Origin of the sequence: Chromobacterium alkanivorans (assembly GCF_016937655.1) — a bacterium.
Classification (GTDB): domain Bacteria; phylum Pseudomonadota; class Gammaproteobacteria; order Burkholderiales; family Chromobacteriaceae; genus Chromobacterium; species Chromobacterium alkanivorans.
Genome location: NZ_JAFHKL010000016.1, coordinates 33,165 through 45,894, shown reverse-complemented (window position 1 = coordinate 45,894; position 12,730 = coordinate 33,165). Strand labels below are relative to the sequence as shown.

Annotated in this window: 10 protein-coding genes; 2 read left to right on the top strand and 8 right to left on the bottom strand. The window is 64.7% G+C overall.

The genetic code is table 11. The annotated features are described in order from the left end of the window. Positions 1-69: 69 nt before the first annotated feature. The 6 genes from efp to JW897_RS21585 form a co-directional block, all read right to left on the bottom strand. Positions 70-633, bottom strand: a complete 564-nt coding sequence (gene efp, locus JW897_RS21610) for an elongation factor P (protein ID WP_048412240.1) — start codon at positions 631-633, stop codon at positions 70-72. A gap of 62 nt (positions 634-695) precedes the next feature. Next, positions 696-1,841: an elongation factor P maturation arginine rhamnosyltransferase EarP gene (gene earP / locus JW897_RS21605; protein WP_205467583.1), complete on the bottom strand. Its 1,146-nt coding sequence runs from the start codon at positions 1,839-1,841 to the stop codon at positions 696-698. Positions 1,842-2,119: 278 nt separating this feature from the next. Further along, a complete protein-coding gene (locus JW897_RS21600) occupies positions 2,120-3,421 on the bottom strand; it encodes a NupC/NupG family nucleoside CNT transporter (protein WP_048412330.1) in 1,302 nt (433 codons plus the stop codon). A 283-nt stretch (positions 3,422-3,704) separates the two neighbouring features. Next, the gene (gene ccoS, locus JW897_RS21595) at positions 3,705-3,887 is read right to left on the bottom strand and encodes a cbb3-type cytochrome oxidase assembly protein CcoS (RefSeq protein ID WP_048412242.1); all 183 of its coding nucleotides are present in this window, start codon (positions 3,885-3,887) and stop codon (positions 3,705-3,707) included. Next, complete coding sequence (locus JW897_RS21590) at positions 3,887-6,322, bottom strand: heavy metal translocating P-type ATPase (protein ID WP_205467582.1); 2,436 nt, start codon at positions 6,320-6,322, stop codon at positions 3,887-3,889. The genes ccoS and JW897_RS21590 overlap by 1 nt, the downstream gene beginning before the upstream one ends. Before the next feature lie 88 nt (positions 6,323-6,410). Continuing rightward, a complete protein-coding gene (locus tag JW897_RS21585) occupies positions 6,411-7,076 on the bottom strand; it encodes a 7-cyano-7-deazaguanine/7-aminomethyl-7-deazaguanine transporter (protein WP_205467581.1) in 666 nt (221 codons plus the stop codon). A gap of 173 nt (positions 7,077-7,249) precedes the next feature. Here JW897_RS21585 and JW897_RS21580 point away from each other — a divergent pair, with 173 nt between their 5' ends. After that, positions 7,250-8,236 carry an NAD(P)H-quinone oxidoreductase gene (locus JW897_RS21580; RefSeq protein WP_205467580.1) on the top strand — a complete coding sequence of 329 codons (987 nt, stop codon included), beginning with the start codon at positions 7,250-7,252 and terminating at the stop codon, positions 8,234-8,236. A 218-nt stretch (positions 8,237-8,454) separates the two neighbouring features. Here the strand turns inward: JW897_RS21580 and JW897_RS21575 are convergent, their stop codons facing one another. Beyond that, the gene (locus JW897_RS21575) at positions 8,455-9,762 is read right to left on the bottom strand and encodes an enoyl ACP reductase FabMG family protein (RefSeq protein WP_205467579.1); all 1,308 of its coding nucleotides are present in this window, start codon (positions 9,760-9,762) and stop codon (positions 8,455-8,457) included. A 120-nt stretch (positions 9,763-9,882) separates the two neighbouring features. Continuing rightward, positions 9,883-10,758, bottom strand: coding sequence for a hypothetical protein (locus JW897_RS21570; RefSeq protein WP_205467578.1), 876 nt, complete (start codon positions 10,756-10,758; stop codon positions 9,883-9,885). A gap of 139 nt (positions 10,759-10,897) precedes the next feature. Between JW897_RS21570 and typA the strand changes: the two genes are divergently transcribed. Then, the gene (typA, locus tag JW897_RS21565) at positions 10,898-12,718 is read left to right on the top strand and encodes a translational GTPase TypA (protein WP_048412248.1); all 1,821 of its coding nucleotides are present in this window, start codon (positions 10,898-10,900) and stop codon (positions 12,716-12,718) included. Positions 12,719-12,730 lie beyond the last annotated feature (12 nt).

The following is a 12,730-nucleotide window of genomic DNA, read 5'->3' as shown; positions in this document are numbered from 1 at the left end:
CGCTCAAAACAAAAGCCGCCCGGCGCATCGGCGCCGGGCGGCTTTGGGCACTGCGAAGCAAGAGGGCGCTTAGGCGCGCTTCTTGAATTCGTTGGTGCGGGTGTCGATTTCGATCTTTTCGCCGGTGTTGACGAAGGCCGGAACCTGAACTTCGAAGGTGGTGCCCACCAGGCGAGCCGGCTTCAGCACTTTGCCCGAGGTGTCGCCGCGCACGGCCGGTTCGGTGTATTCCACTTCGCGAACCACGGTGGTCGGCAGTTCAACGGAGATGGCCTTGCCGTCGTAGAAGGTCACTTGGCACACTTCTTCCATGCCGTCGACGATGAAGTTCAGCGTGTCGCCCAGGTTGTCGGCTTCCACTTCGTACTGATTGAATTCGGTGTCCATGAACACGTACATCGGATCGGCGAAGTAGGAGTAGGTGCAGTCCTTGCGGTCCAGCACGATGACGTCGAACTTGTCGTCGGCGCGGTATACGGCTTCGCTGCCGGCGCCGGTCAACAGGTTCTTCATCTTCATTTTCACAACGGAGGCGTTGCGGCCGGATTTGCTGAATTCAGCCTTTTGCACGACCATCGGGTCGCTGCCTACCATGAATACGTTGCCGGCGCGGAGTTCTTGTGCGGTTTTCATTACTAAAAGTCCCAAACTCTTGATTGAAGTCGGAAAAAAAGCTTTCCGAAAAACGGCGTATTCTAGCCGATTTCCCGGACAAAGTGCAGCAGTCTGTCGCCCAGATCGCCGCCCGCCAGCAATTTTTCCGGCCAGACGGCGGCGTGCTCGCGCCAGGCGGGCAGCCAGGCGGCCAGTTCCGTCCACGCGGCGGCCATGTCGGCGCCGTGGTTCCAGGCATGGCTGGCGGCCATCAGCGCCCGCGCCGCGTCGGCGGGCAGCGCCGCGCCGTACTGTGACAAAAAGGCATCAAGCTTGGCCAGATGGGCGGCGTCGTCCTGCGGGTAGATGTGCCACAGAAACGGCCGGCCGGCCCATTGCGCGCGCACGAAGCTGTCTTCGCCGCGCACCAGATTGAGGTCGCAGGACCACAGCAGCAGATCGTAGCTGTCCTGGTCGGTCATCGGCAGCACCTTGACCGTCAGCTGGCCCTGGCGCGCCAGCATGCCGGCGCGCAGCGGGTAGCCGAAGACGCGGGCCGCGTCCGGCAGCGCCTTGCCTTCCGGCAGCAGGCAGGTCACCGGCCGCTCGCCCAGCGCCCAGGCGGCCAGCAGGCTGGTGACGGCCGGATTTTCATAGGCGAACAGGCTGACCCGCCATTCGTCCGCCGCCGGTTCCGGCAACTCCAGCAGCTGCCAGTAGGCGCGGCGCGCCAGCGCGTCGTCTTGCCATTGGCGGCGGACGTCGAGCAAGCCCTGTTCGCAGATCAGGCCGCCGGTGTCGGCGCCGAAGCCGGGAAAGAAAAAGTGCTTGGTCAATGGCAGCCGCGGGTGCGGCGAGGGCTGGCGGTGACAGCCGCGGGTCCAGTCTTCCGCCGACAGGTATTCCAGATTGATCCATGCCGGCTTGACCGCCTTGGCGGCCATGGCCTGTTCAAAGCGCTCCGGCAGCCGGCAGCCGAAGGCTTCGATCACCACGTCGGCGGGCACGGTATCGTCCGGAGGGCCGTCCGCCGGCCAGTGGCGGATGTCGATGTCGGCCAGGCGCTGGGCCGGCAAGGCCAGGTCCAGCTCCGGCGCGATGCGGGCGAAGCTGGCCAGGTCGTCCACCCACAGCCGCACTTCCAGGCCGAAGTCGTGGGCCAGCCGGCGCGCCAGCCGCCAGGCGACGCCGATGTCGCCGTAGTTGTCGACCACGGCGCAGAAAATATCCCAGTGTTTGCGTTCCATTGGCGGTGCCGCGCGTGAAAATGGCGGCAGCTTAGCACGCCGCCGCGGGTTAATGAAAAACCCCGCGCCGGAGCGCGGGGTTGCAAGCAAGTCGGCGCAACGCAGCATCAGGCGTTTTGCGCGCGGCGATCGCTGTTAGAGCCTGTTTACGATCTCGCGAGCCAGAGCGAGACAAGGCGAAAACAGCTGAGAAAGCGGAGTGTACACACTGTACATGAGCATTTCGAAGGGGTTTTCAACGTCGTATCGCCGCAGCGCAGCAGATCGTAAACAAGCTCTTAGAAGATGGACATCCACAGGCCGGCGGTGGTCGCCGTCATGAAGCCCGCCATCACCGCGGCGGCCAGCGCGCGCATGCCGATCTGAGCCAGTTCCTTCTGTCGCGACGGCGCCAGCGCGCCGATGCCGGCGACGCAGATGCCCACCGAGCTGAAATTGGAGAAGCTGGACAGCGCGAAGGTGGAAATCAGGATGGCTTGCGGCGACAGAGTGCCGGCGGCCTTCATCTTGGCCAGGTCCAGATAGGAGATGAACTCGTTGACCACGATCTTCTGGCCCAGCAGGCTGCCCACTTCCAGGGTTTCGTGCCAGCTGACGCCCATCATGAAGGCGAACACGCGGAAGGCCTGGCCGAACAGGTATTGCAGCGTCAGGCCGTCGAACACGCCGTTGGTGGAGGCCTTGATCATCTCGTTGACGCCCAGCGCCGCGCCGATGCCGTCCTTCACCACGAAGTTGGCCAGCGCGATCATGGAGACGATGGCCAGGATGATGGTGGCCACCGCGGCGGCCATCTTCATGCCGGACATCGCGCCGTTGACGATGGCGTTGATGAAGCTGCCCTGATCGTCGTCCTGGCTGTAGTCCAGCTTGTCGCTGGAGGCGTGGTCGCGGTTGGTTTCCGGGTAGATGATCTTGGCGAACACCGCGGCGGCCGGCGCGTTCATGAAGGAGGCCATCAGCAGATAGGTGGCGAACTTGGCCTGTTCCGCCGGATCGCTGCCGCCGAGGAAGGCGACATAGGCGGCCAATACGCCGCCGGCCAGCGTGGACATGCCGGCTATCATCACGCAGGCGAGCTCGGAGCGGCTCATGTGCTGGATATAGGGACGGATCAGCAACGGGGCCTCGGTCTGGCCGAGGAAGATGTTGCCGGCCACGGTCAGGCTTTCCGGGCCGGACAGCTTCATGCTGCGCTTCATCACCCAGGCCATGCCGGCCACCACGCGCTGCAGGATGCCCAGATGGTAGAGCAGGGCGCTGAAGGCGGAGAAGAAGATGATGACCGGCAGCACCATGAAGGCGAACAAGAAGCCCATGCTGCCGCTGGGTTTGGCCAGGTCGCCGAACACGAAGGTGGCGCCTTCGCCGGAGAAGGTCAGCACTTTGGCGAAGCCGGAGCCGAAGGCTTCGAACACCGCGCGCGCGGCGGGCACGTAGTTGATGACCAGGAACAAGGTGCTTTGCATGATCAGACCGATCAGCACGATGCGCCAGTTGATGGCTTTGCGATTGGTGGACAGCGCATAGGCGGTGCCAAGCAGGAACAACATGCCGACGAGAGCTTGTAAGGTATTCACGAACAACCCTGAGATGAAGGTGCGGAAGATGACCAGCCGACGCGAGGCGCCGAACCAGGCGGATCCAACGATTATTAGATGATGATTAGCTAATATTGCTCAAGGTGCGCGATTTTACAGCAAAAATCGGAGAACGAAAGCGATAACCGCGCTTTGTCCTTGATTTTATTCGATTTGGGTGAGATTTCCGGTCGTGGCGGGACAGCTGGGCGCGCCGCGCGGCGGCAAAAAAAATCCCGGCGCGAGGGCGCCGCCGGGAGGGTTTGTGAGGAAGGGCGGGGATCTAGTCGCCGCGCGGAGCATTGTCGTCGCCGCCGTCCTTGGGCTTGTCGTCGTCCATCAGGATGCGGTGGGCCGGGCCTTCCATATCGTCGAACTGGCCGTTGCGGGTGGCCCACCAGAAAATGCCGCCGATGACGAAGGCCAGCACCAGGCTGAGCGGAATGAGCAGATACAGGCTTTCCATCAGGATTTCCGTTTGACCAGTCGGAGGGCGTTGCCGACTACGATGAGGGAGCTGGACGCCATGCCCAGGCTGGCGATCCACGGCGTGACGTGGCCGGCGACGGCCAAGGGCAGCGCCACGATATTGTAAGCGGCGGCCCACCACAGGTTTTGACGTATCACAGACAAGGTCTTGCGCGACAGCTCGAACGCGTCGGCGATCAGCCCCAGCCGGTCGCCTATCAGCACCATGTCGCCGCTGGCGCGCGCCACGTCGGTGCCGCCGCCCATGGCGATGGACACGTCGGCCTTGGCCAGCACCGGCGCGTCGTTGATGCCGTCGCCCACCATCAGCACGCGCTTGCCGGCGGCTTGCAGCCGGCCGACGTAGGCGAGCTTGTCCTCCGGCGCGGCGCGGGCGATGTGGGCGTCGATGTCCAGCTGGCGCGCCAGGCTGCTCACCGCGCCGGCGCCGTCGCCGCTGAGCAGGTGCACGCGCAGGCCGCGTTGCTTCAGTTGGCGCAGCAGCGGCGCGGCGTCGGCGCGCACCGCGTCGCCGATGGCGAACAGCGCCACCAGTTGGCTGTCGTCCGCCAGCGCGATCAGGGTCTTGTCGCCGTGCCAGTCGGCGGCGGGCAGCGGGCAGTCGCCCAATTGGGCGGCGATGAATTCCGGCGAGCCTATGCGCCAGTCGCGGCCATCCAGCCGGCCGGTCACGCCCTGGCCCGGATGGTTGCGCAGCGCTTCCGCCGCCTGATGCGGGCCGTTGCCGGCGGCGGCCAGCAGCGCGCGCGCCACCGGATGCTCCGAGCCCTGTTCCAGCGCCGCCGCCGTCGCCAGCGCCGCCGCGGCGTCGCGGCCGGGGGCGGTCCAGCTGTCCAGCAGCCGCATGTCGCCATGGGTCAGAGTACCGGTCTTGTCGAAGACCACGTCGCTGATCTTGGGCAGGGTCTCCAGCGCGTGGCCGCGGGTGGTCAGCACCCCCAGCGCCGCCAGGTGGCCGGAGGCGGCGGTCAGCGCCGCCGGGGTGGCCAGCGACAGCGCGCAGGGACAGGAGATCACCAGCACCGCCACCATGATCCACAGCGCGCGGTCCGGTTCAATGTAGTGCCAGCCTATATAGGTGCCGGCCGCGGCCAGCAGCAGCAGCGCGACGAACCAGCTGGCGAAGCGGTCGGCGATCACCGCCAGCCGCGGCTTTTCCGCCAGCGCCTGGTCCAGCAGCCGCACGATGCCGGCCAGCCGGGTGTCCTGGCCGGTCTGCTCCACCCGCACCACCAGCGGGCTGGCGGCGTTGACGCTGCCGGCGATCACCGCCGAGCCGGCGTCCTTGCTCACCGGGCGGCTTTCGCCGGTCAGCAGCGCCTCATTGCTGGCGCTGTGGCCGTCCAGCACCACGCCGTCGGCGGGAATGGTTTCGCCGGGCTTGACCAGGATCACGTCGCCGGGGCGCAGTTGCGCCACCGTGGTTTCCTCGCTTTGGCGATTGTCCGGCCAGCCGGCCAGCCGGTGGGCGAAGGCGGGAATCAGCTTGACCAGGCTCTCGGTGGCCTCGCCGGCCTTGCGCCGGGCAATGCCTTCCAGATAACGGCCGCCCAACAGCAGGAACACGAACATCGACACCGAGTCGAAATAGACGCCGTGCTCCACCTTGTTGATCAAGGCCCAGAAGCTGGACAGAAAGGCGGTGAGGATGCCTATGGTCACCGGGGTGTCCATGCCCACGCGCCGGGTCTTGAGGTCGCGCCAGGTGGCGCGGTAGAAGGGTACGGCGGAGTAGAGCACCACCGGCAGGGTCAGGATGAAGCTGGCCCAGTGCAGCAGCCACAGGAAGTCCGGCGAAATCTCGCCGTCCGGCGCCAGGTAGATGGGCACCGCGTACATCATCACCTGCATCATGGACAGGCCGGCCGCCCACAGGCGGTTGATCGCCTGCTTGCGCTCTTTCTGGTTCAACGCTTCCTGGCGTTCGGCGTCGTAGGGGTGGGCGCGGTAGCCGATGGCGCTGACCGCCTCCAGGATGGCGGACAATTGGACCCGGCTGTTGTCCCAGCGCACGCGGGCGCGGTGATTGCTGTAATTGATGTCGACGCTGACGATGCCGGGCAGCTGGCGGATGTGCTGCTCGTTGAGCCAGACGCAGGCGGCGCAGGTGATGCCTTCCAGCATCAGCGAGGCTTCGCGCAGGTTTTCCGCCTCAAAGCGCACGAAGCTGCGCTGCAGCTCGTCGGAATCGTAGAGTTTGATCTGCTCCAGTAGCTCGAGCGGCACCGGTTCGGCCTGGCGCGCGCCCTCGGTGCGGTGCTGGTAATAATCGGACAGGCCGGACTGGATGATGGTGACCGCCACCGCCTGGCAGCCGGCGCAGCAGGTGGGCTGATCGACTTCGCGGTATTTGACCGGGAACTGGACGTCGGGCGGCACCGGCAGGCCGCAGTGGAAGCAGTTTTCACTCATGATGGCCGATTGTAATCAATCCGGCCGCGTTTTGCTTGTGCAGGCGCGGGGGGCAAGGCCGCGCGGGCCCCCGCCTGCCGAGAGTTTCTCAGGCCGCGCGCAATTGGGGTTCGACGCCGCGCAAGCTCAGTTGCTTCAGGATGCGGTTCAGGATCACGCCGTACATCGGCAGGAAGAACAGCAGGCAGATCAGCAGCTTGAAGCTGTAGTCCACCAGCGCGATTTCCACCCAGTTGGCGGCCATGAAGGGATCGCTGCTTTGGTAGAAGGCGATGAAGAAGAAGGCCAGGGTGTCGCTGATATTGCCGAACAACATCGCCGAGGCCGGGGCGATCCACCAGGTTTTCAACTGACGCAGGCGGTTGAACACCTGCACGTCCAGAATCTGGCCCAGCGCGTAGGCGGCGAAGCTGGCGACGGCGATGCGGGCGACGAACAGGTTGAAGCTGGTCAGCGCGGCGACGCCTTGCCAGGCGCCCTGATAGTACAGCGTGGAAATCAGATAGGAGATCGCCAGCGCCGGCAACATCGCCGCGAAAATGATGCGGCGGGCCAGCGGCGCGCCGAACACGCGCACGGTCAGGTCGGTGGCCAGGAAGATGAAGGGGAAGGTGAACGCCCCCCAGGTGGTGTGGAAGCCGAACACGGTGATCGGCAGTTGCACCAGGTAGTTGCTGGACGCGATGATGGCGATGTGGAACAGGGACAGCCACAGCAGCGCGGACAGCCGCTGCCGGCGGGTAAAGCTAAACATGATGTCGGCCTTTTTATTTGGATGGGGTGAGGGAACCCAGTGTTGCGAGACGGTGATTGCGTCGGGTCCGGCGCGCGGATCGAGGCAAGGGCGAAAATGATACTCGCCCGCGTTCGGCTTGGCAAAGGGTTTTCGCATTGTTAATCAGGCGCTTGAGCGTAAAAGGAGGGGGTATGTTGGCAGTCGTGCAGTCGGCTCCGGGCGGAGTCGACACCCTGCAGTTGGACGAGATCGCGCCGCCGCTTCGCGGCGCCGGGCAGTTGTTGCTGCGGGTGATGGCCGCGGGGATCAACCGCGCCGACCTGGCGCAGCGGGCCGGGCATTACCCGCCGCCGCCGGGCGCCAGCCCGATTCTGGGCCTGGAAGTGGCCGGGGTGGTGGAGGAGGCGGACGCGGACTCGTGCTTCCGGCCCGGGGACGCGGTGTTCGGCCTGATCGGCGGCGGCGGCTACGCCGAATACGCGCTGCTGGACGAGGCGCTGGCCATCGCCAAGCCGGACTGGCTGTCCTGGGTGGAGGCGGCCAGCCTGCCCGAGGCCTGGATGACGGCCTGGTTCAATCTGGTGGAGAAAGCCGGCTTGCAGGCCGGCGAGACCGTGCTGGTGCACGCCGGCGCCAGCGGCGTGGGCGCGGCGGCGATCCAGCTGGCCGGCCTGTTGGGCGCGCAGGCCTTCGCCAGCGCGGGCAGCGAGGAGAAGGCGGCGTTTTGCCGCCAACTGGGCGCGGCGCAGGCGTTCAACTACCGGCAAACGCCGGCCTTCGGCGCCTTGGTCAAGGATTGGGGCGGCGCCGACGTGGTGCTGGACCCGGTGGGCGCCAGCTATCTGAACGACAATCTGTCGGCCTTGAAGCCGGACGGGAGGCTGGTCAATATCGGCCTGCTGGGCGGCGCCAAGGCGGAGCTGAACCTGGGCGCGTTGCTGATGAAGCGCATCTCGCTGATCGGCTCCACGCTGCGGCCGCAGCCGCTGGAGGTGAAGGCGCGCCTGGCGCGGGCGGTGGAAGCCCGGATTTTGCCGGCGCTGGAGCAGGGCAGGCTGCGCCTGACGCTGGATTCGAGCTACCCCGTGGCCCAGGTGGCCGACGCGCACGCCTATGTCGAGGCCAACCGCAATCTGGGCAAGGTGGTGTTGACGCTGTTTCCGGTGTTGGCGGGCTGAGCGGGTTTGGGACGAAAAAAAGCGCGCCCGAATGGGCGCGCTTTTGCGTTGGGGAAGGGGGCTGGTCGCTTCTTAGAACGTGTTTACGATCTCGCGAGCAAGAGCGAGACAAGGCGAAAACGGCTGAGAAAGCGGAATGTACGGTTGGTACATGAGCATTTTGAGGGTGTACTCACCGTGTAATGCTCCACAACGCGCAGCAGATCGTTAACAGGTTCTTAAGCGTGCATCCGGTTCAGCTGGCGCGCGATGATGTCGTGGTTCAGCCACAGCACCGGGCCGGCCGGCGCGGCGGCTTCGTGGAACATCAGCGGGCCGGTGGCGTCGATCACCAGGCTGCTCAGGTGGTCGGTGATCAGCGCCTTCTTGTCCTGGTGCAGGTCCACGATGGCGTCGGAAGTGCCTATCATCACCTCGGCCAGTTCCGGGCTGTTCGGCATCGGCCAGGCTTCGAAATTGCGGAAGCCGCGCATCACCTCGCCGCTATTGAGCGCGTCTATCTTCTCCAGCACTTCTTCCAGCGTATGGCCGTCCTGCAGCAGCGCGGCGCAGGCCTGCCATTGCGCGTCGGCCCAGGCGCCGCCGTCCTCGCGTTTCAGCGCGCGCAGCAGCGCCAGCAGCGGCAGTTCCACGCCGACGAAGATGTCCGAGGAGTTGGTGCGGATTTCCGGGCAGTTGAACACCGTAGCCTTGACGCCTTGTTCCCAGGCGGCGCGGGCGACGTTTTCCAGGCGCATCTTGGCGTAGCCCTGGGTGTAGTTGGTGTAGGTCTGCCACTGGTAGTCGCCGTCGATCAGGATCTCGGTGCCGTGGTAGCCGTAGGCGGTGTAGCGCACCTGGCCGCCGGCGGCTTCCAGCCGGCCGCGCAGCGCGGCGCTGCCGTCTATCAGGTGCTGGAAGGTGTTGGCGGTGACTTCGTCGAAGTTCTGCAGGATCAGTTTGCCCAGATCGCTGTCCAGCAGCGCCTGGGTGGACAGGAAGCGCTCGCCGCGGCCTTTGTAGACGCGGTTGGCGATGGCCAGGAACACCTTGGCCTTGGGGATGCCGCCGGCCATGGTGTGGGCGAAGAATACGTTGCGGCCGTCGGCTATCATGTCGTCCAGTTGGGCCATCGCCTGGGCGACGCCGTCCTTGAAGCGCTGCACGCCGATCTGGCGGCATTGTTCGATGTGCTCCCAGTCCAGCTTGTCGTCCTGCCAGCTTTTCAGGGTCAGCGCGGCCAGCAGTTCGGTCGGCGTCGGCGCGCCGTCCTGGTCGAAGCCGGCCATCAGCGGCACATTGATCACGCGGCCGCCGAGATTGGCCTCGGCCGCGGCCAGTTCTTCCTCGTTGAGCGGGCGCAGCTGGTTGTTTTCGTCGCGGCGGCCCACGGTCATGCCGATGATGTCCATGCCGGCCTTGCGCGCTTCGTTGATCAGGCCGTTGGCGTAGCCGCGGCCGAACAGTTCGCCGAACAGGACGAAGACGTCGCCGGGGCGGAACAGATTGCTTTGCGGAAGCTGTCTCAGGGCGCTGGTTTGGGCCATGTTTTTCAGTCTTTCTTGATGTGGGCCGGCGCGGCGCATCTTGGCGGGGCCGGTCGCTTGGATATATTGGAGTGATTGCTCGGATCGGGGGCATTTTACCCGCGATCCGGTTTCAGGTGTTCAGTTGGACGGCAACGGCGACAGCGCTTCTATCAAGGCCACTTCCTGGGCGTAGCTGAGCGCCTTCATCTTGGTCAGGAGTTTTTCCCCATCCACCTTCCATTGCTGGTCCAGCTCTTCTTCGATGATGCGGGTCTCCACCGCCAGCCACACGCCGCGGCAGGCGGCGGCGTCGTCGAAGTGCACGCCTTTCAGCACCTGGGCGATCAGGTGCAGTTCCGGGTCGCTGAACTGGCGCGACAGCAGCGCCTGTTCGCGGCGCACGATTTCGGCGTAGCGGTCGCAGATCTGCTGCACCCGCGCGGCGTCGCCGTAGTGGGCCGGCTCGTCGTCCGGGGCGCTCAGCGCGCCGTGCTGGAACCAGGCTTCCAGCGCCGGCTTCCGTTGCGGCAGGTCCTCGTGCCAGACGCGGGTCAGTTCTTCGCGGAAGCGGGCGTCGTCGGTGAAGGACAGTTCGTCGAAAGGCATGGCCGGCACCACGCCTTCGTCCAGCGCGCGCTTGCCCACCCAGATCCGGCCTTCCTCGTCGCGGCTGACCGCGGCGCGCCAGACCGCCTGTTCTTCGGTGGCCAGGTTGTCGACGTGGATTTCGATGTAGGGCGGTGCGATGTCCTGCTCTTCGTCCTCGGTGACGAAGCGCAGCGTGATGTCGAACAGGCTGCGCTTGGCGATTTCCAGCAATTGCAGGCCGTCCTGGTGGGCGGCCAGCAGATAGCGCTCGCCGTTGTCGTAGACGGCCACGTCGTCGATGCCCGCCGCCGGCTTGATCAGCTTGGCGGACAGCGCCTCGGCCAACTGGTTGGCGTCATTGTGCTGGACGGCGTAGCCGGTGCGGTAAGCCTCGTGCTCATGCCATAAGGCGTTCCAGTCGTACATAGCGCGTTTCCTCGTCGAAAGTCGGTTTGCCGCGCAGTGTACGCAAAAGCCAGACGCTTGTCGCCCGCCGGAATTTTTGGTAGGGACTGTTTTTTGTGCTATTATCCAGCGATTTTTCTGTATCCATCCTCCTCCAAAAATGACCCGACAAATTCGCAATATCGCCATCATCGCCCACGTCGACCATGGCAAGACCACGCTTGTAGACCAACTGCTGCGTCAATCCGGTACCTTCCGCGAGAACCAGCAAGTGGACGAGCGTGTAATGGACAGCAACGATCTTGAAAAAGAACGCGGCATCACCATTCTGGCCAAGAACACCGCCATCGAATACGAAGGCGTGCACATCAATATCGTCGACACTCCGGGACACGCCGACTTCGGCGGCGAAGTTGAGCGCGTGTTGGGCATGGTGGACGGCGTGCTGCTGCTGGTTGACGCCGTAGAAGGCCCGATGCCGCAAACCCGTTTCGTTACCAAGAAAGCGCTGGCGCTGGGTCTGCGCCCTATCGTGGTGATCAATAAGGTGGACCGTCCGGGCGCGCGTCCGGATTGGGTGGTGGATCAGACTTTCGACCTGTTCGACAAGCTGGGCGCGACCGATGAACAGCTGGACTTCCCGATCATCTACGCTTCCGGCCTGAACGGTTTCGCCAAGCTGGAGCTGGAAGAAGAGTCCGACAATATGCGTCCGCTGTTCAACACCGTGCTCGAGCATGTGCCGACCCCTCCGGGCAGTGTCGACGCGCCGTTGCAGCTGCAGATTTCCGCGCTGGACTACTCCACTTACACCGGCCGCCTGGGCGTGGGCCGCGTGCTGAACGGCCGCATCAAGCCGGGTCAGCAAGTGGTGGTGATGAACCACGACGATCAAGTGGCTTCCGGCCGCATCAATCAGGTGCTGGGCTATCAAGGCCTGGACCGCGTGCCGGTTGAAGAAGCCGAAGCGGGCGACATCATCATCATCTCCGGCATCGAAGACATCGGCATCGGCGTGACCATCTGCGACAAAGAGCAGCCGGTAGGCCTGCCCATGCTGTCCGTGGACGAGCCGACGCTGACCATGGACTTCATGGTGAACTCCTCGCCGCTGGCCGGCACAGAAGGCAAGTTCGTGACCTCGCGTCAGATCCGCGACCGCCTGACCAAGGAGCTGTTGACCAATGTGGCGCTGCGCGTGGAAGACACCGGCGACTCCGACGTGTTCCGCGTGTCCGGTCGCGGCGAACTGCACCTGACCATTCTGCTGGAAAACATGCGTCGCGAAGGCTTTGAAATGGCCGTGGCCAAGCCGCGCGTGGTGTTCAAGGAAATCGACGGCCAGAAGTGCGAGCCGTACGAAAACCTGACCATCGACCTGGAAGACGATCACCAGGGTGGCGTGATGGAAGAAATCGGTCGTCGCCGCGGCGAGCTGACCAATATGGAATCCGACGGCAACGGCCGCACTCGCCTGGAATACCATATTCCGGCGCGTGGCCTGATCGGCTTCCAGTCCGACTTCATGACCATGACCCGCGGCACCGGCCTGATGAGCCATGTGTTCGACGACTACGCTCCGGTCAAGCCGGACATGCCGGGCCGTCACAACGGCGTGCTGATCTCGCAAGAGAACGGCGAGGCGGTGGCTTACGCGTTGTGGAAGCTGGAAGACCGCGGCCGCATGTTCACGGCCCCGGGCGAGAAGCTGTACGAAGGCATGATCATCGGCATCCACAGCCGCGACAACGATCTGGTGGTGAACCCGGTCAAGGGCAAGCAGCTGACCAACGTGCGCGCCTCCGGCACCGACGAAGCCGTGCGTCTGACCACGCCGATCAAGCTGACGCTGGAGTCCGCCGTTGAATTCATCGACGACGACGAGCTGGTGGAAATCACGCCGAAGTCCATCCGCATCCGCAAGCGTTACCTGAACGAATCGGATCGTCGCAAGATGGCCAAGGCCAACGCCGCGTCCTGATCGACGCCGGTT